Raw genomic sequence first — 20,872 nt, 5'->3', positions numbered from 1 at the left:
TTATTTGCAATGAAGGTATGACCTGTTGATGATGAATTTGCGTTAAGAGGCAGATAACCCTATGGGTTTTCGGCCTCTCAGGAATGGATGCCGGCTGGAAAAATAGCGATGAATCTGGATATTATCCGGCCCATCCTGCCGGATAATATCTTTCGCTAAATCAAGTAACTGCCAATAATTGGCGTGGCGTGACTTCCGTTAGGAAATGACATGAAGCCTGTAATCATTAATGCGTGTTGGCTAATCGCGGAACGAGTGTTGTTTGGCTTCTCGGGTGTATTTATTTCCATTTATGTGGCGCGTTATTTGCAACCGGCACAATTTGGTACCATCAGTTATTTACTCTCTATTGTCGCTATCACCGTTCCCCTGATTCAGATGGGTGCCGACAATATCCTGTTTAACCGCATTGCGCGTAACCCGCAAAGCGGCATCCGGCTGATGCTGGCCTCTGCGCGCCTGCGTGCACGCTGGTTTACCGTCACCAGTGCCATCCTGCTGATGTGGGGCTGGTGGTATCTGGAATGGACGCCTTTCGTGATGCTGGTACTGGTGCTGATAAGCTCCTATTTCCAGATCCAGGACGTCTTCAAAATCTATTACGACGCGACCCTGAACTCCAAACGCAACACCTTTATCAATAACGGGGTGCTGCTGCTGGCCATTCTGGTGCGGGTGGCGATGGTGAAGTATGAGTTGTCGCTGGTGTGGTTCGTCATGCCGTACATCCTCAGCAGCGCCGTGCCTTACCTGATCCGCCGTGCGATGTTTATGCGTGAGCACCCGGCCCCGGCGCAGATGCCTGCGTCCCGTGCGCTGACCGATCGCTACTCCCGTTACCTGATGGTGGTGGGGCTGCCGCTCTCACTCTCGGCGTTGTCGATTGTGATTTATACCCGTATTGACCAGGTGATGCTGGAGAGTATGGTCGGCGCCCACGCGGTAGGGCTTTACAGCGCGGCGACCACGCTCTGCTACGCCTGGACTTTTGTGCCGATGGCGCTGATCACCTCGCTGATGGCCACCGTCGTCGGTGCACGTGACGCCGACGAGCAGGCTGACATGATCCGGATGCTTTTCCTGATTATTCTTATCGTCATGCTGCCGATTGTCGGGTTTTATTTACTCTTCGGCGGACAGCTGCTGACCATGCTGTTCGGCGCGGGCTTCAGCGAAGCCTCGGCCATTGTGCCGCTCTGTACCTTTACCGCGCTCTGCTCGGTATTGGGGACATTGTCCATGCGGGTCATGGTGCTGTATTCCGGTTATCGTTTTATTGCTTTTAAAATGCCGCTGGTAGCGTTGGTCAATATTGCACTCAACTGGATGCTGATTCCACGTTATGGCATCGCCGGTGCGGCGATGTCGACGCTGGTTGCGGAATTTTTATCGTTCTTTTTGTTTAATATCTTCTTCCGTAAAGGGAAAATTACTGTACTGCAGCTGACGTGCTACCAAAGTATTCCTGTAGTAAACAGAAAGGTGAAAAGTTATGTTAAGAAATTTAGCTAAGAGAATTTATCGCAATCTGCCTGACCCAATTTTTCACCAGCTGAATTATGCGCGGGTGTTTAAGAAGCAGGCCAACATAACGCGTCCGGAACTGTTTAGTGAAAAAATTCTGATTCGGAATATCTGGCCGAAGAAGATTTATACCTTGCTGGCCGACAAAATTAAGGTGCGTGATTACATCGCCGCGGTGCTGGGGGAGCAGTACCTGATCCCGGTGTATGCCACCACCACGGAAATGACCTATGAACTCTACAAAAGTTTGCCGAACTCCTTTGTGATGAAAGCAAACCACGGGTGCGGGTTCAACAGTATCGTGTTCGACAAGAGCAAGATCACCTACGAAACCCTGTATGAGCAGGCCTCAACCTGGATGGATTCCAACTGGTATCTCTCCAACAAAGAGCGCCACTACCAGGGGATTAAGCCGGGCCTAATCTTCGAAGAACTGTTGCAGGTTGACGGCCAGGTGCCTAACGACCTGAAATTCCACTGCTTTAATAAAGACGGGCAGATGCGCATCTTTATCCAGGTGGATTATCAGCGTTATGGCCTGCACCGCCGCGATGTGTTCGACGAAGAGTGGAACCGCACCGAGATCCGTATGGGGCTGAAGAACAACCCGGAGCCGATGCCGCGCCCGGAAAAGCTCGACGAGATGCTCGTTCTGGCGAAAACCATTGCCAGCCAGTTCTCTTATGTGCGTATCGATTTTTATTCCGTCGGCAGCAAAATCTATTTCGGCGAGCTGACGTTTACTCCGGGAGCCGGCCTCTGCCGTATCTGGCCGCGTACAGTACAACGTGAATGGGGGAGTTATTTTACGGATTAATGCGAAGCACGGGGGGTTGAAACATAACAGATAACAAAAAACCGTTTCAAATTAAACCAGATAACTGACGGCGTATAACCAAGGGCTGTGCTGTCTGATGCCGGTCCGGGGGCAGGTTGGTGTCGTTATCAGGTAATAAGTGAGGATATATGGAAAAAGTATCAGTGGTAATGCCTGCCTTTAACACAGCAGATTATATTGAATACGCGATTGCCAGCGTATTGTCCCAGACGTATACCAATTTTCATCTTTATATTATTGATGATGCGTCAACTGACGCGACCGGGGAAATAGTTCAGCGTTTCACCAATGATCCGCGGGTCACCTATTACCGTAATGAGCGTCGCCTGGGTCGTGCTGAAACGATTAATATGGGTATTGATATGGCAGCAGGGGAATTTATTGCCTTCTGTGACAGCGATGCCATCTGGGAAAAGAACAAATTGTTCACCCAGGTCAATATCCTGCAAACCAAACGCTATGACATGGTGTGCTCACACTACGCCACCTTCCTCACCAGCGTGACGAAACTGGCTAAAACTTATAAAAGCCAGGAGATTATTACCTACCGTGATCTGCTGCGGGGCCACCGCATCGCCGATATCACCGGTATGTATAACCAGGCCAAGCTGGGTAAAGTGTACCTGGAGAATGTGCCGCACCAGGAGTACCTGATGTGGCTCTCCCTGCTGAAACGTGCCAAAGGCACGATGGCCTATTGTGTGCCGGAAACCCTGGCCTATTGCCGTATTTCACCGCGCCAGAGCTTTCTCAGCAAAAACAATTTTACCGGCTGGCAGTGGCGGATTTACCGTGACTACCTGCGTCTGCCTTATTATAAGTCTTTTTATTACTACCTCTCTTCTCTGGCTCATGCCATGAAGCGCAGCGTCTAGTCTTAACGCGGGCAGCCTGGTGCTGCCGCGAAAAACGCCCCGCCGGGAAACCTGCGGGGCGTTTTGCATGGTGGGGGCGGGTAACAGGCATAAAAAAACCGGGCATGTTGCCATGCCCGGCGCGCGGAAGGGGCAGCCAAGACGGCCGCCCCGCAATACCGCTTACTCAGCTGTGTGTGTCTTTGCCTGGTCATGCTGTGCGGCGCGCTGGGCATGGCGCTCGGCCATTTTTTCAACGCGTTTCTGATGGTTCTCGTTGAACTGCTTTTTCTGCTCCGGGGTCAGCAGGTTGTACATCTTGTTCTCAATACGCATCCGCGACAGCATCTGGTCGGCGCGCGCTTTGGTCAGGGCATCAATTTCCGCTTTGGCCTTGGCTTCGTCGAAGCTGTCAGACGCCACCAGCGTATGCAGTTGCTCCATGTGGGCTTTGCCCTCGCCGCGAGGGTGCGCTGCACGCTCCTGTTTCATCAGGTCACGCATCTGGGTGCGCTGCTGCTCGGTCAGGTTCAGGCCGGCAAACGGGTCAGCGTGGCGCGGGCCTTTATGCTGCAACATCTTACCGTGCTCAGCCGGCGCGGCCGCGGCGGGGGTGCTGTCCGCCGCGAATGCCAGAGACACAGAACCAAAAGCCAGGGTAGACGCTAAAGCCAGGGCAGTAAGTTTACGCATAATTCATACCTCATTTATTGTTCGGTCGGCGGGTCAGCGCCGTTGTGTTGACGAAGGTAAGTCTACGCGCCTGAATGCATAGTACTGCGAGTTACTGTAAAACTGTTAAAGCGGAAAACGCAAAAAATGAACGAAAATGAAGGGATTATGGAGAGAGCGCTAACAAAGTGTGAGGAAAAGGGAATCAAGGAGGAAGTGTGGAGAAGGGCGGCGCCACATTACCATGTGCGCCGCCGGGCAGAAAGAGAAATCAGTGGCTGCGCATCCCGGCCGCCGTCATCAGCAGGCGGAACAGCGAGGCGACCACAAACAGCGCCAGCACACTGCCGCCCCAGATGATCACCAGCCACAGCACCCGCCGCCACAGCGGCTGGGGCGGGCTTTTTTCGGTCATGCGTTCAATTCTCGGCATGAAGGCTCCTTAATGATAGCCGTGTTCCGGTTTGATTTTGCCGCGGAACACATAGTAGCTCCAGAAGGTGTAGACCAGGATCAGCGGGATGATAAACAGCGCGCCCACCAGCATAAAGCCCTGGCTCTGCGGCGGGGAGGCCGCGGCGCGGAAGCTGATGTCCGGCGGGATCAGGTTCGGCCAGATGCTGATGCCCAGGCCGCTGAAGCCCAGGAACACCAGCGCCAGCGTCAGGATAAAGGGCGCGTAGTGGGCATTGGGGTTATGTGCGGTATGCCACAGCCCCCAGGCGGCCAGCACCACCAGCACCGGCACCGGCAGGAAGAAGAAGAGATCCGGCAGCGTGAACCAGCGTTCTGAAATCGCCGGGTAGCTGAGCGGCGTCCAGACACTGACAATCGCGATCACCACCAGCAGCGCAATCAGCAACGGCCGGGAGAGGCGGCGCATGGTGCCCAGCAGCGGCCCTTCAGTTTTGATAATCAGCCAGCTGCACCCCAGCAGCGCATAGGCCACCACCAGCCCGACGCCGCAGAACAGCGAGAATGGCGTTATCCAGTCAAACACGCTGCCGACCCAGGTGCGGTTCTCTACCGGGAAGCCGTTTAAAAACGCCCCCAGCACCACTCCCTGCGAGAAGGTGGCGATAAAGGAGCCGGCGATAAAGGATTTGTCCCAGAAGGCGCGGTGCGACTCTGACGCCTTAAAGCGGAACTCAAACGCCACGCCGCGGAAAATCAGCCCGATCAGCATAATCGTCAGCGGGATCGCCAGCGCGTCGAGGATCACCGCGTAGGCCAGCGGAAACGCGCCGAACAGCCCGGCCCCGCCCATCACCAGCCAGGTTTCGTTGCCGTCCCACACCGGGGCCACGGTATTCATCATCACGTCACGGTCATGGCTGGCCGGCACCATCGGGTAGAGCAAACCGATACCGAGGTCAAAGCCATCCATCACCACATACATCAGGATGCTGAAGACGATGATCACAAACCAGATCAAAGAGAGATCGATACCCATTATTTGTTCCTCCGCAGGGCGTCTTTGCTGGGGTGTTCCAGCGACTCATCGGCTGCCGAGAGCGGCCGCGCCGGGGTGCGTGGCTGGCCCGGCCCGCCTTCCGGCGGGGTATGGGCAACAAACGGTTGCGGCCCGCGGCCAATCAGCTTCAGCAGGTACACCAGCCCAATGCCGAACACCGAGCAGTAGACCAGCAGGAAGGCCAGCAGGCTTAATGACATATGCAGCGTGCCGTGGCCGGAAACCGCGTCACGGGTGCGCAGCAGGCCATACACCACCCAGGGCTGGCGGCCGATCTCCGTGGTAAACCAGCCGGCGAGGATCGCAATCAGCCCGGAGGGGCCCATCAGCAGCACAAAGCGGTGGAAAGGGCGGGTCAAAAACAGCTTGCCGCGCCAGCGCAGCCACAGGCTCCACACCCCGGCGGTGATCATCAGCAGCCCCATCGCCACCATGATGCGGAATGACCAGAAAATAATGGTGGAGTTGGGGCGCTGGTCCGGCGGGAAGGATTTCAGCGCCGGGATCTGCTCAGTCAGGCTGTGGGTCAGAATCAGGCTGCCGAGGTAGGGGATTTCCACCGCGTATTTGGTGCGCTCCTCTTCCATGTCCGGCAGGCCAAACAGAATCAGCGGCGTCGCCTCATCTTTCGGGTTTTCCCAGTGGCCCTCTATCGCGGCAATTTTCGCCGGCTGGTACTTCAGGGTATTCAGCCCGTGGGCATCGCCAATCATCGCCTGGATCGGCGCGACAATCAGCGCCATCCACATCGCCATGGAGAACATTTTGCGCACGGTCGGGGTGTTGTTGCCGCGCAGCAGGTGCCACGCGCCGGACGCACCGACAAAGAACGCCGACGCCAGGAAGGCCGCCGTCGCCATATGCAGCAGGCGGTAAGGGAATGACGGGTTAAACACCACTTTGAACCAGTCCACCGGGATAAGCTGGCCATCCACAATCTCATACCCTTGCGGGGTATGCATAAAACTGTTGGAGGCGAGGATCCAGAAGGTGGACATCAGCGTGCCGAGCGCCACCATGCAGGTAGAGAAGAAGTGCAGCCCCGGCCCGACGCGGTTCCAGCCGAACATCATCACCCCGAGGAAGCCCGCTTCCAGGAAGAAGGCGGTGAGCACCTCATAGGTGAGCAGCGGCCCGGTGATGCTGCCGGCATAGGCGGAGAAGCCGCTCCAGTTGGTCCCGAACTGATAGGCCATCACCAGCCCGGAGACCACGCCCATGCCGAAGTTAACCGCAAAAATCTTCAGCCAGAAGTGATAAAGGTCACGGTAAGTCGTGTTATGGGTTTTCAGCCAGCAGGCTTCCAGCACAGCCAGGAAACTGGCCAGCCCAATGGTGATCGCCGGAAAAATAATATGGAATGACACGGTAAACGCGAACTGGATACGGGCCAGTTCGAATGCATCTAAACCCAACATAGCCACCTCGTATTGCCCAACAAAAAACGCCTGAAAAACCGGAACCGCAGGGCTGCCTGGGGAGGGTGCGGCCATCCGTGCGAGAGCGCCACAGCAGCGTGCTGACGGTAAATATCCCGGCATGATAGTGCAAAAATATGCGTAAGCAGGGAACGATCTCCCCGCAAAGGAAAGAGTTAATCTCCGTTAACCTGCAACAGGTATAGCACACCCCAGGCATTCCTGCGGCAAAGCGGGAACGCCTGGGCGGGGTAAGCAGTAAAACAGGGAGGGGGTGACTATAATAGTCACAGTTTGGTATAAAAAGCCTATAACAGTTTCAGGATGCCGCCATGACCCGCTATGAAGACCTCGCCCAACGCCTGCGCCGCCAGATCCAATCCCAGGTCTGGCTGCCGGGTGACAAGCTCCCCTCGCTGCGTGAAAGCTGCGCCCAGTCCGGCCTGAGCCTGATGACGGTGTTGCAGGCGTACCAGTTGCTGGAGAGCCAGGGCTGGGTGGTGGCGCGCCCGCAGTCCGGCTATTACGTGGCCGTCCGGCCCAGCACCTTGCCGGAAAGCGGCCGCACGCTGCACCTGTCGGAGCAGGTCGATATCAACGACGCGATTTTTGATATGTTGCAGGCCGCGCAGGACCCGGCGATCGTGCCGTTTGGTTCCGCCTTCCCGGACGCCACCCTGTTCCCGCAGCCGCGGCTGGCGCGCTCCCTGGCCAGCGCAGTGCGGCGGATGTCCGCCTCCAGCGCCGTGGCCAACCTGCCGCCCGGCAATGAGGATCTGCGCCGCAGCATCGCCCAGCGCTACGCCCAGCAGGGGATTGCGGTCGCCCCGGATGACATCGTGATCACCTCCGGGGCGATGGAGTCACTGGGGCTGAGCCTGCAGGCGGTGACGGAACCGGGCGACTGGGTGGCCATCGAGTCCCCGGCGTTTTACGGGGTGTTACAGGCGATTGAGCGGCGGCAACTGAAAGCGGTGGCGATCCCGACGGATGTGCAGACCGGCATCGACCTTGACGCGCTGGCGGATGCGCTGGCGCGCTACCCGATCCGCGCCTGTTGGCTGATGTCGAATTTCCAGAACCCGTTGGGGGCCACGCTGCCGCGTGCCAAAAAGCAGCAGCTGGTGGCGATGCTGGCGGAACGGGAGATCGCGCTGATCGAGGATGACGTCTACAGCGAGCTCTATTTTGGCCCGTCGCGCCCGCCGCCGCTGCGCGCCTTTGACCCGGACGGCCGCACGGTGCTGCACTGCTCCTCATTCTCCAAGTGCCTGGCACCCGGTTTCCGCGTCGGTTGGGTGGCGGCCGGCCCCTATGCCGCCAAAATCCAGCGCCTGCAACTGATGAGCACCCTCTCGGCCAGCGTACCGACCCAACTGGCGCTGGCGGATTACCTGCACCAGAGCGGTTATGAAACCCACCTCCGGCGGCTGCGCCGCCAGCTTGAGCTGCGCCAGATGGCGATGTACCGCGGCATCCAGCAGGCGTTCCCGGACGAGGTGAGCATCAGCCGCCCGGAAGGCGGCTATTTCCTCTGGCTGACGCTCGGCAACGGCCGCGACGCCGGGACGCTGTACCGCCGGGCGCTGGCCCAGGGCATCAGCATTGCGCCGGGGCATATGTTCACCACCGGCGACCAGTTCCGTGACGGCCTGCGCCTCAACAGCTCTTTTGCCTGGGATGCCCGCCACCAGCAGGCGATTGACACCCTCGGGGCGCTGGTGCGGGCACTGTAAGGGGGGCAAAGGGGCCGCGCGCGGGCAGGGTGCTCAGCCGTGGCGGCCGCGGCTGTCTGTGGGGGCCTCGCTGCGTGCCGTTTTGCCGTAGTCGCGTACCACCTCCGCCACGCGCAGCCGGTAATCCGCCAGCAGCGCGTGCCGCCCGGCGGCCTGCGCCTGCCGGTGCGCCTCCAGGTTACGCCACTGCCGTACCGCTTCCTCATCACGCCAGAACGAGAGCGCCAGCAGTTTGCCGGGGTCAGCGAGGCTCTGGAAGCGCTCAATCGAAATAAACCCGTCAATGTCCGCCAGCAGCGGCTTCAGTTGGGCTGCCCGGTGCAGATAGGCGTCGGTTTTGCCCGGCATGGCGTAAAGTTCAAAAATCACGGCAATCATGGTGCATCTCCCAGGGCAATAAATTCAGGTACGCGCGCATTGGCGGAAACCCGCCAGTGACAGGCTGCGGTATGCAGGCGCTGCGCCGGGCACGCCAGCAGGTGCGCCACGGCGGCTTCGGCAATCGCCATTGCCCAGTGGCGGCCGGGGCAGGCGTGTGCACCCGCACCAAACGCCAGCGTGCCGGCGGCGTCCGGCGCGCCCAGCACCACCAGTACCTGATCGCCTTTGCTCAGCAACGCGCCGCCCAGCACGGTATCCGCCTGCGCCACCCGCCGGGTGTTCTGGATCGGCGGGGTGTCCCGCAATACCTGGGCGAGCCGGGCGGCGGGTGTGCCTTCCCCCTGCATACTCTGGCCAATCAGCCCGGCGGTGCCTTCGCACGCCTGAAACAGCAGCCCGACCAGATTGAGCGGCACCTGCGCGCGGTCAGTGATGCCTTCCCGTTCACAGGCCGTTGCCAGCGCCTGCCACAGCGGGCCGGGTGTGCAGTGCGCCATGCGTGCCAGCAGAGCCTCTGCGGCCCGGCTTCCTGCCGCCAGCTGTTCCGGCGTGCCGCCCGGCGCAATGCAGCGCACCAGCGCCAGCACCTCGTCCACCAGTGCGGTCCGGCACACCGGCGGCAGGCCGATGAAGTCCGCGATCACGCACACCGGCAAGGCATAACAGAAGCGGGTCAGGGCGGCGGGCAGCAGCGGCAGATCCCTGGCCAGTTGCCCGGCCAGCCGCCGGGCCGTGGCGGCGACACTCTCTGCCGGGATACTCTCCAGTGCAGCGGAGAGGGCCGCTTTCAGCGGGGCATGGGCCGCGCCGTCACGCATTCTCACCAGCGCAGCAAATACCGTACCGGCGGCGCTGTCCTGCAAAGCCGGGGGCACCGGTGCATCCGGCGGGCGTACGCCCAGCAGCGGGTGGGTCAGCGCCGCCGCGGCCAGTGCCGGTGACAGGGTCACTGCCGCAAACGGCGGGAAAGCGCCCAGCGGCCCGGTTCCGGCCAGTTGCCGGTACACCGTGAGGGGGTCAGGGTGCGTTACCGCCGCGATCGGGTCTGAAGGGAGAAAAGGGCAACGTGTCATGATGATTTCCATTGGTCAGCAAGGAGAAACCCAGCGTAAAGTAGTGCCGACCGCCATACTTCGTCAGGAACCGAACTATGCCTTATGAAACGATACCTTATGAAACAGCAGCTGACCCCGCTTCGCCCCAGGCGGATGCGCTGCCGCTGGAGCACCATCTGGCCGCGCTGGCCGCGGCGGTGGCCGACAGCAGCCGGGCGGCGATGCTCTGCCTGCTGATGGACGGCCGCGCCTATACCGCCACCGAGCTCGGCACGGTCGCCGGTATTGCCGCCTCCACCGCCAGTGCGCACCTGGCCCGGCTCACGGAACAGCATCTGGTGACCATGGTAAAGCAGGGCCGCTACCGCTACTTCCGGCTGGCCGGGGCGCCGGTGGCCCGGATGCTGGAAGGGCTGATGGGGCTGGCCGGCGGCGGTGCCACGGTGCGCTCCTCCACGCCGCCCGCCCTGCGTTTCGCCCGTACCTGTTACCACCACATGGCCGGCACGCTGGGGGTGCATCTGCATGACCGGTTTCTGGCGCTGGGCTGGCTGACGGGGGATGGGCACTACCAACTGAGTGAGGCCGGGCAGGCAGGGTTACAGCGGATGGGCCTTGCCCTGACGCCGCCGCCTCTGCCAACGGCCTGTTACTGCCTGGACTGGAGCGAGCGCCGCGGCCACCTGGCAGGCGCACTGGGCGCGCAACTGTTGCAGCTTTTTGAGCAGCGGCGCTGGGTGCAGCGCCACCTCGACAGCCGGGCGCTGACGCTGACCGCCGCCGGGCGGCAGGCGGTGGCCCGCCACCTGGGCGCGCTTCCGGCATCCGCGCACCGGTAAACGCAGCGCGCGTGGCGGCCGCGCCCGCTTACGGCTGGGCGTCGGTGATCGGGTCGCGCACGATAAACAGGTAGGAGAGCGCACCGAGCACCGTCACCCCGGCACAGATGCTGAGCGCCAGGCTGAAGGAGTGGGTGGTGTCGAGGATCCAGCCGGTCACCACCGGGGCGAACGAGGCAAAGATAAAGCTGGCGAAGTTCTGGATGCTGCCGACTGAGGCGGTCATGCGTGAGGCCACCGCGACATGAATCAGCCCCCAGCAGGAGGTGCCGGCAAAGTGGATGCAGAACAGCGCCATGCCGATCAGCAGCACCGCCACGCCGGTGGTCTCCGCCTGTACCACCACGGCGGTGAACGCGGCCGAGAGGAACATGCCGGAGGCGATGCAGATTTTCCGGCTTTTGACCGGGGCCATGCCGCGCCGCACCAGGAAATCGGTGACCACGCCGTTGCACAGCATCCCGGCCGCACCGAACAGGAACGGGATGGCGGCGTACAGGCCGGTGCTCTTCAGGTCAAGCTGGTAGGTATTCTGCAAATACCCCGGCAGCCAGGCGAGGTAGAGCCAGGCGGTGTAGTTGATGCCGCTGAAGCCGAGCATCATGCCCCACATGGTGCGGTTGCGGAACAGCCCGCGCCATTCGGCCATGCTCAGCGGGTCCTGCCGGGTGCTGATGCTGCCGTCATTGAGGTACGCCTGCTCGTCAGCCGTGAGGGAGACCGACGGGCGGTTGCGGTAAAGCGCATACCAGCCGAGCGAGAGCGCGATCCCCAGCACGCCGATGGTGATAAACATGCCGCGCCAGCCAATCAGCAGCATCATGGCCGCAAGGATCGGCGGGCTGATGGCCAGCCCGATGGTGGACGCCGCATTGAAAATGCCCATCGGCGTGCCGCGGTGGCGGATGTTGAACCAGTCATTGATCACTTTCACGCCGCACGGGTTCATCGGCGCTTCGCCAATCCCCAGCCCGATGCGCACCAGCACAAACTGGGTGAAGCTGTTCACCAGCCCGGAGAGTGCCTGGAACAGTGACCAGACAAACATGCCCAGCCCGAGCATAATGCGCGGCCCTTTGCGATCCAGCAGCGGGCCGCACGGCAGTTGCGCCAGCCCATAGGCCAGCGAAAAGGCGGAGAGCAGCACGCCGATCTCGGTGCCGCTCAGCCCCATCTCACCGCGGATGGTCATGTTCGCCACCGACAGCGAGCTGCGGTCGAGGTAGTTGATCACCGCCGCCAGAAACAGCATCACCATCGCCGTGGTCTGGATGCGTTTGAGGCGGGTGCTGCGCGGCGGCGCAGCGGCATCAAGCGGGGGCAGGGTAATTGCCGGGCGCGCACCGCGCACCGCGTCACCGGTTAACTCACGGGTTTTTTCCATTGCAGGCTCCTGAGGGGAAAGGCTGCCGGTCAGGCAGCAGACCCCCAGAGCCTAGCCAGCGCCGCACACAGGCCGCTGCGGTTTGGTGCCAAACCGTGCAGCGGGTAAACGTTTTCGGTTTTTAACCGGGTTTTATTCCGCCGCCGCTAGCCGGTTTTTCGCTGATCCAGTGTGCGCTGGCCGCGGATCGCCTCGCTCATGGTGCGGCGGGCCGTGGCCAGATGGGCGCGCAGCTCACGCATCGCCTCCTGGTCATTGCGGCAGATCAGCGCCAGCAGCAGCGCCATATGCTCCTCGGTGGCGACGATATTGCGCTGTTTCAGGTGGTGCTCATCCCACTGGTAGTGGAAGTGGAAAATCACCGAGATGATCTCCAGCGTCTGGTTAAAGAAGGGGTTATCGGCAGCGGACATGATCAGCGCGTGCAGTTCGCGGTCCAGCCCGGCAAAGCGGCGGTAGTGATCGTCCATCATGGTGTGCAGTTGGCGGTGGCGGGTCAGCAGGTCCCGCGCCTGCATCCAGCGCGGGTCGTTGGCCGGTAACGTCAGGAAACGTTGCAGCGCGTGGGTTTCCAGCATCTCGCGCAATTCAAACAGGTTCTCGGCGTACGCCTGGTCAAAGGGTTTCATCAGCCATTCGCCGCGCCCGGCGGCCTCCAGCAGGCCGTAGCGGCTGAAACGCAGCAGAAAATCATGCACCGTGCCGGCACTTACCGCGGCGCTTTTGGCCAGCTGGACTTCACTGACCGCGTCGCCGGGGCGCAACTGCCGCTGGCGGATCATCTCATGGAACGCGGCTTCCACCCGCCCGGCCTGTTCAGCATCCGGCGTCGGCCCCGGCTGGAAGCCTTCATCCCCGGCCGGTGCGCGCGCAATGCAGAACTGCCCGGCACGCCGCGCCAGGATGCCGCGCTGTTGCAGGTAGTCCAGCGTATGGCGCACGGTGGTGCGGCTGATGTTATAGAGTTCGGCCAATGCCGCCTGGGAGGGCAGCGGGGAGGGCAGGTGGCCCTTGGTGATGCCGTCAAGCATCTGGTTGATGACACTCTGTCGCAGGTGTTGCGGTCGGCTCATGGCGGCACCTCGGTGCAGGGTACGGCCGCCCATTAAAACCCACTTTAAAACACAATAGTCGGCGCTATTTCACATTTGCCGAGATTATGTAACAAATTAATGCTGAATTTCACTAAAAGGAAACATAACACGCCGTAATGGAGAGAGACACCATGCACCAGATGACTGCCCTGATTTGCCCCGAACCCAAAGCCCTGTGCTATAGCCGGCGCGATGTCCCACGGCCGGCACCCGGTGAGGCCCTGCTGCGGGTGCTGGCTGTCGGCATTTGCGGCACGGACATCCACGCCTGGGCCGGTAACCAGCCGTTTTTCAGTTACCCGCGGGTGCTCGGCCACGAAGTGTGCGGGGAGATTGTTGAAACAGGTGACAACGTCACGGAATTCCGCCCCGGCCAGCGCGTGGCGCTGATCCCCTATCTGGCCTGCGGCACCTGCCCGGCCTGTGCCGGCGGCAAGCCTAACTGTTGTGAACGTATTTCAGTGATTGGCGTGCATCAGGACGGCGCATTTTGCGAGTTTATCAGCGTGCCGGTGAGCAACCTGCTGCCGGTGGGCGATCTCAACCCGGAAGCCGCCGCCCTGCTGGAGCCGTTTGCCATCAGCGCCCATGCGGTGCGGCGGGCGGCGCTGCGGTCGGGGCAGGCGGTACTGGTGAGCGGGGCGGGGCCGATCGGGCTGGGGGTGGCGGCGATTGCCGACGCAGACGGCGCGCAGGTGGTGGTCAGTGACACCAGCGCAGAACGGCGGGCGCATGTCACGCAGGTGCTGGGGTTACCGGCCCTCAACCCGATGGATGCCGCGTTTCAGGCGCACCTGCGGGGTGCATTGGGCGGCCTGCTGCCGGAAACGGTGATTGATGCCACCGGCAGCCCGCAGGCGATGAACGGGGCGGTCACGCTAATCCGCCACGGCGGCAGCGTGGTGTTTGTCGGGTTGCACAAAGGCATGCTGGAGATAGCCGACCCGGAATTCCATAAGCGGGAAGCGACAGTGATGGGCAGCCGTAACGCCACGCGGGAGGATTTTGCCAACGTCAGCGCGTTAATGGCGGCCGGCACCCTGCACCCCGGCATCATGCTGACCCACCATTTCCAGTTTTCCAGCCTGGCTGAGGAGTTTGACACGCGCGTGATCGGCAACCGCGCGCTGATTAAAGGGATCGTGCGGTTCTGAGCCGGTCAGCCGCCCCAGCCCAGTTGGCGGCGGATCGCCCGCCGGTAGGGGGTGTCGAGTTGCGGCGGCACCTGCTCAATATAGTTCATGGCGTGGTCGCGCGTCTCGCCCGTCAGGCTGCTGAGGTAGGCGAGGGCCTCGTCACGCGACGGGATGCGCCCTTCGCTCCCGTCGATTTTCGGCGGCAGGGCCGTCCAGATCACGGCGTCAATGTTGCGTGCGGCCGCCCAGGCGGGCAGCAGCCCTTCCGGGTCACCGGCGGTGAACATCAGCCCGATGCCGTCACGCCGGGCAGCGGGGATCTGCTCCCGTTCGCGCAGGGCGTCACACGCTTCTGCCAGGGAAGAGGTGGTCAGCAGCGACCAGAACACCGGCACCGGCGGCGCGGTAAAACAGACTGCCGTGGCCAGCTCGCCGCCATCCCCCACCCGTGAAAACTCAATCGGTACCTCGGGGCCATCCGTGTACCATTCGCCTGCTACCGGCACCGGGCCCGGTTTCCATATCAGCGATCCCCAACCCAGACAGGCAATATTCATTCACACTACTCCTGATAAACAGCACGTCCGAAACATCAAGGATAGTTGAATTTCTGCCGCTGCGGTTACTCCACGGCCGTCAGCCAGCGCAGCATATTGGTGAACAGCGTCGCATAACCGGGCCAGTCAATGAAGGATTGCGGCAGCCAGTGCGGGCTGACATCGGACATCCAGGCCAGTGTGCGGCCCCGGCCATAGCGGCCCGTCACCAGCAGCGGGTGGCCGCCCTGGCCGGCCGGCAGGCGCGCCAGCACGTCCGCGCCCGGTTTGACCTCCACCTCATTCGCCCCCAGCAGCAACGGCCACGCCGCCGGGACGCCCGCAAGGATTGGGTGGTCGGCGGCCCACGGCTCTACCGCGGCGGAAAACCCTTCCGGCACTTCCAGCCGGTCGTCATACGGCAGGCAGTTCACCGGCAATACCTCTTCCACCGGGGTACGCCGCCAGCGCGCCTTGCCGTCAATGCCCTGAAAACTCAGGTAACCGCCAAACATCGCCAGTGCGCCGCCTTGCTCCACATAACTGCGCAGCAATTTCAGCCGGTCGGGAACCGGTTTACCGTGCAGCCAGACGTCCGGGTGCAGTTGCAGTGAGCTTGCGCCGATATCTGACAGCAAAATGGCGTCATACGCGGCCAGCGCCTCTGCGGTAAACGGCAACTGCTCCACCGCCTGATGGGCGGGCAGGTGCGTCAGCTGGAATTCTGTCTTTGCCAGCGCGGCGCTCAGCGGCCCCGCGCCGCTGTGGAACGTCACGCTGCCGAACTGGTCAAATCCCTTATAATGTGTGGCCGCACTGACCCACGTTTCACCGACCAGCAATACCTGTTTGGTTTTTTCCACCCTTGCTCTCCCTCCGGGCTCGCCCGGCCAAGTGCACGAAATGCGCATGTCTCTTGACAGGGTAAATAATAGTCAAAGTTGAACCGTTTCAACGGGAAAAAATGTGTCATTAATCGCCTATGCATTCAACAAATAAATAATATTTATGTAAGTTATTGACATAATTCATCAAACCGTTTCACTATCTGCGGATTGCTGATAATTCGTGCGGTTGATTTGGCTTAGCGCGTGGCAGGAAAGCACGTGAAGAAGCCCCCCCCTTTATTCACTTAGGCAAATGGAGAATACCGATGCAACGACGTTCAATCCTGAAAGGGGCCCTGCTGGCCGGTGCTGTGGCGCTGGCCCCGTGGCTCGGTGCCGGCATGGCGACCCCGCAGGCCCAGGCTGCTGAACTGACCAAAATTACCTTTGTGCAGGAGTGGCCGGTGGCGGACGGCTTCTGGATCCCGTGGATTTTGGGGAAAGAGAAGGGCTTCTATGCGGCAGAAGGCATTGACCTGAACATCGTGGCACCGCCGACCGTGGCCGATACCATGAAATTCCTCGGCACCGGCCGTGCAGACCTCGCCTTCACCACCGTGATGGACATCATCTTCGCCAAAGAGCAGGGCGCGCCGGTCACCGCCATCGGCCGTTACGGCCAGGGCAACAACTGGGGCATCGTCTCCCGCCAGGGCGAAAAATTCACCGTGGCTGAGCTGAAAGGCAAAACCATCGGCATCTACAATGACGCCTGGACCAAAGCCCAGCTGGCCTTGATGCTGAAAAGCGCCAACCTGACGCTGAAAGACATCACCATGGTGGCCGCCGCCGATGACACCGTGCCGCTGCTGCTGCAAAAACGCGTAGACGCCATCACCGGCATCACCAACGCGGAAGGCACCGGCGTCGTCACCACCGGCAAACAGAAACCGGAATTCCTGCCGGCGGTTGAACACGGCGTGCCGAACACCCCGATCTTTATGCTGGCCGGTAACGAGCGCTGGCTGAAGGCCAACCCGGAGAAGGCCAAAGCCTTTATGCGCGCCACCCAGAAGAGTATCGCTTACGCCATCGCCCACCCGGACGAAGGCACCGCAGCCTTCACCAAACTCTACAGCAAAGCCTATGACCCGGCGTTCATCAAACAGCAATGGGCGGACACCATCACCCTGCTGGGCAACCCCGGCGCGGATCAGCTGAAACTCAGCGACACCGCCTGGACTGACCTGCTGAACGCGGTGAAAGCGGAAGGGATCGTGAAAGAGACCCTGCCGGCGAACCAGTACTACACCAACGATTACCTGCCGCAGGGGAACTGAGGATGAGCACACGCGAACCGGGCACCCGTTGGGTGCCTGAGTGGCGCTACAAGCCCGGCCCGGATGTCGCTTTTGAGGCACCGGCCGGTCTTCGCCATGCACAAAAGATGGCGAAAGCCGTCGCCGACGCCGGGCTGGCGGCCGCCGCGCCCGGCATCACCGAACAGCAGATTGAGCTGGCCGTGTGTGAGGCGCTGGAACAGCAGGGCGCAGCCGGGATCTGGACAATCACCACCGTGGGGCTGGGGGAGAATGCGCGCATCTGCTTCCCGACCCATGCGCCGACCACCCGTGCGGCCGCCGCGCAGGATGTGCTGATGATTGATGTGCACCCGATTACCCAGCAAGGGTTCTGGGGCGACTGCACCCGCTGCAAGGTGATCGGCGACCATCCGCTGGCCACCGAGGCGCTGCGCGATCTCGAGGCGTTGCACTACGAGGTGCTGGCGCAGTGCCGCCCCGGTATGCCGGCCAACGAACTGTTCGGCCTGTGCCATAGCCGGCTGGAGGCCGAGGGCTTTGTGCTGCTCGACCTGCTGGCGAACATCGGCCACTCGCTGACCCCCGGCGCGGCGTACCTGCACAATTTCATTGATGCCGGTAACAGCACGCCGATGTGGGGCGCGTGGGCGGTGGAGCCGTTTGCCGCCCGCGGTGATATTGCCGTGAAAGTTGAGGATCTGGTCTGGTTTGGCCGCGAGCGGTGTGAAATCCTGTAACGCCCGCTGATGATGAAAGGAATACCCGATGTCCCAAGCAAAACTCAGGATCGAGCAGGTGTCGCGCCGGTTTGGTGACCTGACCGCGCTGGCCCCTACCGATCTTCAGGTCGCCGAGGGGGAGTTCATTTCTGTGGTCGGCCCGTCCGGCTGCGGCAAAAGTACCTTGTTTAACCTGATCTCCGGCGTGCTCACGCCGAGTTCCGGCCGCATCCTGATCGACAACGACGACGTGACCGGCAAAACCGGCCACGTCGGCTATATGCTGCAAAAAGATCTGCTGCTGCCGTGGCTCACGGTGATCGATAACATCGTGCTGGGGGCGACGCTCAAAGGGCGCGCCACCGCCGAACAGCGCCGCGCCGGGGTCGAGCTGGCGCGCCGTTACGGCATCGGCGATTTTATCAACCACTACCCGGCGGCCCTCTCCGGCGGGATGCGCCAGCGGGTGGCGCTGATGCGCACGCTGGCGATGCAGCATGACGTGATGCTGCTGGATGAGCCGTTCGGCGCGCTCGATTCCCAGACGCGCCTGTCGATGCAGCAGTGGCTGCTCACGGTGTGGCAGGAGCAAAAGCGCACCGTGGTGTTCGTCACCCACGATATTGACGAGGCGATCTTCCTGGCGGACCGCGTGGTGGTCATGACGCCGCGCCCCGGCCGGGTGAACGCCATCTTCCCGGTGGAACTGGCGCGCCCGCGCCCGCTCTCCTGCCTGACCAGTGAACCCTTTATGGCGCTGAAAAAGCAGATCCTCAGCCTGATTTACCAGGATGAGACCCAACCCACGGCGGAGGATCAGGCCAATGTACACTGAACCCTTTGGCTGGCGCGGCTGGATGCTGCGCCTCGGCGGGCCGGTGGTGGCACTGGTGCTGGTTGTCCTCGCGTGGGACCTGGCCGTCCGCTGGTTTGACATCCCGGCCTACGTGCTGCCCTCGCCGGAACGCACCCTCGAGCACACGCTCGCCGACTGGGACACGCTGTGGGAGGGCTTCCGCATCACCTTCCTGACCTTCCTGATGGGCTTTTTGCTCGGCGCGGTCAGCGGGTTTGCCTTCGCCGTGCTGATGGATATGTCCGGCTGGGTGCGCAGCGTGCTTTACCCGATCCTGATCGCCAGCCAGGCGGTGCCGGTGATCGCCATCTCGGCGGCGCTGACCATCTGGCTCGGTTTCGGGCTGGCCCCGAAACTGGTGATTGTGGCGCTGGTGGTGTTCTTCCCGGTGGTGGTGAACGTGCTGGACGGCCTCAACTCCGTAGACCGTGACATGCTCAACCTGGTGAAGTCGATGGGCGCGTCGCGTGCCAAAATCTTCCGCTATGTGAAGCTGCCTGCCACCTACACGCCGCTGTTTTCCGCCCTCAAGCTGTCGGCGACCTTCAGCGTCACCGGCGCGGTGATTGGGGAGTGGACAGCCTCCACCAGCGGCGGCCTGGGGGCCTACCTGCTTCAGGCCAACTCGCGCCTGAACACGGCAGGGACGTTTTCCGCGATTGTGTTCCTGGCGCTGCTGGGGGTGGTGAGCTTCCTGCTGGTGGTCGGTGCGGAGTACCTGATGACGCCGTGGCGCAACGGGTCGAAAGCCCGCCGCTGGTCACGCCGCTACTGGCGCGATGCACCATGACAGACACGCCGCGCCCGACCATCCGTGACGTGGCGCGCCGCGCTGAGGTGTCGATCGGCACGGTCAGCGCGGTAATCAACAACAGCGGGCGGCCGGTGGCGGCCCGCACCCGCGAACGGGTATTGCAGGCCATTGCCGATCTCGGCTTTGAGCCGAGCAATGCCGCCCGCAGCCTCAAGAGCCGCCGCATCTCCTCGATTGGCTTTATCGTGCCGGATCTCGGGAACGCCTTTTTCGCCGATGTGGCGGAGGGCATCCAGCTGGTGCTGGATCAGTCCGATTTCCTGCTGGTGCTCTGTTTGACCTGGTCTGACACCGCCCGTGAAGAGCATTATGCGCAGGTGCTGCGTACCCAGCGGCTGGACGGGGTTATTTACCTCTCCGGCACCGGCCGCCCCAGCCCCTCGTTGCAGGCACTGGCCAGCCGCGGTGCCATGGTGTTTGTGGATGAGTGCCTGCCGGGGATTGAGGCGCCCTTTATCAGCGCGCAGAACCGGCAGGGCGCGGCGGCGATTGCCCGCCACGTGCTGGCCTGCGGCCACCGGAAGCTGTTGTTGCTCGGCGGCCCGCCGGGGCTGTGGACCAGCGAGCAGCGGCTGGCCGGTTACCATGACGCCTGCCGTGAGCAGGGGCTGGACCCGGCGCACCTGCCGCTGATTGAAGGCGATTACACCGAACGGAGCGGCGAGCACGCGGCGCAACAGATCCTGGCGCAGCCGCGCGTCCAGTGGCCGACGGCGGTGCTCTGCGCCAATGACCTGATGGCGATTGGCCTGATCCGTGCCTGCCAGCAACAGGGCATCGCCGTGCCGGAGGTGCTCAGCGTCACCGGGTTTGATGATATTTCAGCGGCGGCGCGCATCTCACCGCCGCTCACCACCGTGCGCCAGCCGGGGCACGAGATGGGCGCTGCTGCGGCCCATCTGTTGCTGCACCGCCTCGGGTATCTGGCGGAGCCACCGGTGCAGGAGGCGTTCCCGGCGACGGTGATGTTGAGGGGGAGTGTGAGGGAGATGGAATGATCGCATTGGCATGCGGAAGCCCTCTTTTTAGATCGGGGTTGGTGCGTTGGTGAACTATCCACTTAGATCGAGGTGGTTGCGTTGGCATACGATATGCGCCTCTTTGTTACCCCGCTGCCGCCACCGCGCAAGGGGCGCGTAGGCGCCCGCCCCTTGCATCCCCGCGCCTTGGGCACCCTGGCTGAATCATTGCCCGCTCTCGCGGGTGCCCTCACTCCGCCTCCGGGCTAATCGGGCCGCCGCAGACACGCTCCCAGCGTGGCTGCGACTCTCGCGGAATTATTCGCCCCATCCCTGGGGCTCACCCCTTCGGGGCCAACGCTGCGCGTTGTTCAAATTGGCTCCCGGCCAATTTGTCCTGTGTGCTCACCCGGCCCTGCGGCTCCATTCGGCAA

General features: G+C 62.0%; 21 protein-coding genes. 11 read left to right on the top strand and 10 right to left on the bottom strand.

Features of this window, described 5'->3' with window-relative positions; translation table 11 throughout:
• The first annotated feature begins 210 nt into the window (after positions 1-210).
• From JK232_RS00565 to JK232_RS00555, 3 genes are all read left to right on the top strand, one after another.
• Complete coding sequence (locus JK232_RS00565) at positions 211-1,512, top strand: flippase (protein WP_101854990.1); 1,302 nt, start codon at positions 211-213, stop codon at positions 1,510-1,512.
• Between the two features lie 145 nt (positions 1,513-1,657).
• Complete coding sequence (locus tag JK232_RS00560) at positions 1,658-2,341, top strand: ATP-grasp fold amidoligase family protein (protein WP_317456484.1); 684 nt, start codon at positions 1,658-1,660, stop codon at positions 2,339-2,341.
• A 149-nt stretch (positions 2,342-2,490) separates the two neighbouring features.
• Entirely contained in the window at positions 2,491-3,237 is a 747-nt protein-coding gene (locus JK232_RS00555; RefSeq protein WP_072928572.1) for a glycosyltransferase family 2 protein, read from the top strand.
• 162 nt (positions 3,238-3,399) lie between these two features.
• Here JK232_RS00555 and spy read toward each other — a convergent pair whose 3' ends face one another.
• From spy to JK232_RS00535, 4 genes are all read right to left on the bottom strand, one after another.
• On the bottom strand, positions 3,400-3,909 hold the full coding sequence (gene spy / locus JK232_RS00550; protein WP_072928573.1) for an ATP-independent periplasmic protein-refolding chaperone Spy: 510 nt from the start codon (positions 3,907-3,909) through the stop codon (positions 3,400-3,402).
• Positions 3,910-4,159: 250 nt separating this feature from the next.
• Complete coding sequence (locus JK232_RS00545) at positions 4,160-4,321, bottom strand: DUF2474 domain-containing protein (RefSeq protein WP_394854010.1); 162 nt, start codon at positions 4,319-4,321, stop codon at positions 4,160-4,162.
• 9 nt (positions 4,322-4,330) lie between these two features.
• Positions 4,331-5,341: a cytochrome d ubiquinol oxidase subunit II gene (gene cydB, locus JK232_RS00540; protein ID WP_072928574.1), complete on the bottom strand. Its 1,011-nt coding sequence runs from the start codon at positions 5,339-5,341 to the stop codon at positions 4,331-4,333.
• Positions 5,341-6,780 (bottom strand): cytochrome ubiquinol oxidase subunit I, encoded by a 1,440-nt coding sequence (locus JK232_RS00535; protein ID WP_212588643.1) that lies wholly within the window; start codon positions 6,778-6,780, stop codon positions 5,341-5,343. Before JK232_RS00535 ends, cydB begins: the two co-directional genes overlap by 1 nt.
• Before the next feature lie 332 nt (positions 6,781-7,112).
• Here JK232_RS00535 and JK232_RS00530 point away from each other — a divergent pair, with 332 nt between their 5' ends.
• On the top strand, positions 7,113-8,516 hold the full coding sequence (locus JK232_RS00530; RefSeq protein ID WP_101829099.1) for an aminotransferase-like domain-containing protein: 1,404 nt from the start codon (positions 7,113-7,115) through the stop codon (positions 8,514-8,516).
• Between the two features lie 33 nt (positions 8,517-8,549).
• Here the strand turns inward: JK232_RS00530 and JK232_RS00525 are convergent, their stop codons facing one another.
• Together JK232_RS00525 and JK232_RS00520 are read right to left on the bottom strand one after the other, a co-directional pair.
• Positions 8,550-8,894 (bottom strand): antibiotic biosynthesis monooxygenase family protein, encoded by a 345-nt coding sequence (locus JK232_RS00525; RefSeq protein ID WP_101835178.1) that lies wholly within the window; start codon positions 8,892-8,894, stop codon positions 8,550-8,552.
• Positions 8,891-9,970, bottom strand: a complete 1,080-nt coding sequence (locus tag JK232_RS00520; RefSeq protein ID WP_212588642.1) for a cytochrome P450 family protein — start codon at positions 9,968-9,970, stop codon at positions 8,891-8,893. Before JK232_RS00520 ends, JK232_RS00525 begins: the two co-directional genes overlap by 4 nt.
• A gap of 77 nt (positions 9,971-10,047) precedes the next feature.
• On the opposite strand from JK232_RS00520, the gene JK232_RS00515 reads away from it, so the two are divergent.
• On the top strand, positions 10,048-10,791 hold the full coding sequence (locus tag JK232_RS00515) for an ArsR/SmtB family transcription factor (RefSeq protein ID WP_101829102.1): 744 nt from the start codon (positions 10,048-10,050) through the stop codon (positions 10,789-10,791).
• Positions 10,792-10,819: 28 nt separating this feature from the next.
• Here the strand turns inward: JK232_RS00515 and JK232_RS00510 are convergent, their stop codons facing one another.
• Together JK232_RS00510 and JK232_RS00505 are read right to left on the bottom strand one after the other, a co-directional pair.
• On the bottom strand, positions 10,820-12,049 hold the full coding sequence (locus tag JK232_RS00510) for an MFS transporter (RefSeq protein WP_241506134.1): 1,230 nt from the start codon (positions 12,047-12,049) through the stop codon (positions 10,820-10,822).
• 272 nt (positions 12,050-12,321) lie between these two features.
• Positions 12,322-13,248 carry a GntR family transcriptional regulator gene (locus JK232_RS00505; protein WP_072928580.1) on the bottom strand — a complete coding sequence of 309 codons (927 nt, stop codon included), beginning with the start codon at positions 13,246-13,248 and terminating at the stop codon, positions 12,322-12,324.
• Positions 13,249-13,400: 152 nt separating this feature from the next.
• Here JK232_RS00505 and JK232_RS00500 point away from each other — a divergent pair, with 152 nt between their 5' ends.
• Positions 13,401-14,423: a zinc-binding alcohol dehydrogenase family protein gene (locus tag JK232_RS00500; RefSeq protein ID WP_212588641.1), complete on the top strand. Its 1,023-nt coding sequence runs from the start codon at positions 13,401-13,403 to the stop codon at positions 14,421-14,423.
• A gap of 5 nt (positions 14,424-14,428) precedes the next feature.
• On the opposite strand, the gene JK232_RS00495 is transcribed toward JK232_RS00500, so the two are convergent.
• Positions 14,429-14,962, bottom strand: a complete 534-nt coding sequence (locus tag JK232_RS00495; RefSeq protein WP_101829106.1) for a hypothetical protein — start codon at positions 14,960-14,962, stop codon at positions 14,429-14,431.
• A gap of 65 nt (positions 14,963-15,027) precedes the next feature.
• Positions 15,028-15,804, bottom strand: coding sequence for a glutamine amidotransferase (locus JK232_RS00490; RefSeq protein ID WP_338086284.1), 777 nt, complete (start codon positions 15,802-15,804; stop codon positions 15,028-15,030).
• Between the two features lie 290 nt (positions 15,805-16,094).
• On the opposite strand from JK232_RS00490, the gene JK232_RS00485 reads away from it, so the two are divergent.
• Genes JK232_RS00485 through JK232_RS00465 form a run of 5 tightly spaced genes read left to right on the top strand, consistent with a single transcriptional unit; the run spans position 16,095 to position 20,477 of the window.
• Positions 16,095-17,108, top strand: coding sequence for an ABC transporter substrate-binding protein (locus tag JK232_RS00485; RefSeq protein ID WP_072933818.1), 1,014 nt, complete (start codon positions 16,095-16,097; stop codon positions 17,106-17,108).
• 2 nt (positions 17,109-17,110) lie between these two features.
• A complete protein-coding gene (locus tag JK232_RS00480) occupies positions 17,111-17,827 on the top strand; it encodes a M24 family metallopeptidase (protein WP_072933821.1) in 717 nt (238 codons plus the stop codon).
• Between the two features lie 28 nt (positions 17,828-17,855).
• Positions 17,856-18,644: an ABC transporter ATP-binding protein gene (locus JK232_RS00475; protein ID WP_212588639.1), complete on the top strand. Its 789-nt coding sequence runs from the start codon at positions 17,856-17,858 to the stop codon at positions 18,642-18,644.
• Complete coding sequence (locus tag JK232_RS00470) at positions 18,634-19,455, top strand: ABC transporter permease (RefSeq protein WP_072933825.1); 822 nt, start codon at positions 18,634-18,636, stop codon at positions 19,453-19,455. Before JK232_RS00475 ends, JK232_RS00470 begins: the two co-directional genes overlap by 11 nt.
• Complete coding sequence (locus JK232_RS00465; protein WP_212588638.1) at positions 19,395-20,477, top strand: LacI family DNA-binding transcriptional regulator; 1,083 nt, start codon at positions 19,395-19,397, stop codon at positions 20,475-20,477. The genes JK232_RS00470 and JK232_RS00465 overlap by 61 nt, the downstream gene beginning before the upstream one ends.
• Positions 20,478-20,872: the final 395 nt, after the last annotated feature.

The organism is Nissabacter archeti (genome assembly GCF_018257325.1).
GTDB lineage: Bacteria > Pseudomonadota > Gammaproteobacteria > Enterobacterales > Enterobacteriaceae > Chimaeribacter > Chimaeribacter arupi.
The sequence above is the reverse complement of the archived record's forward strand: the minus strand, read 5'-3'. Positions and strand labels throughout refer to the sequence as shown.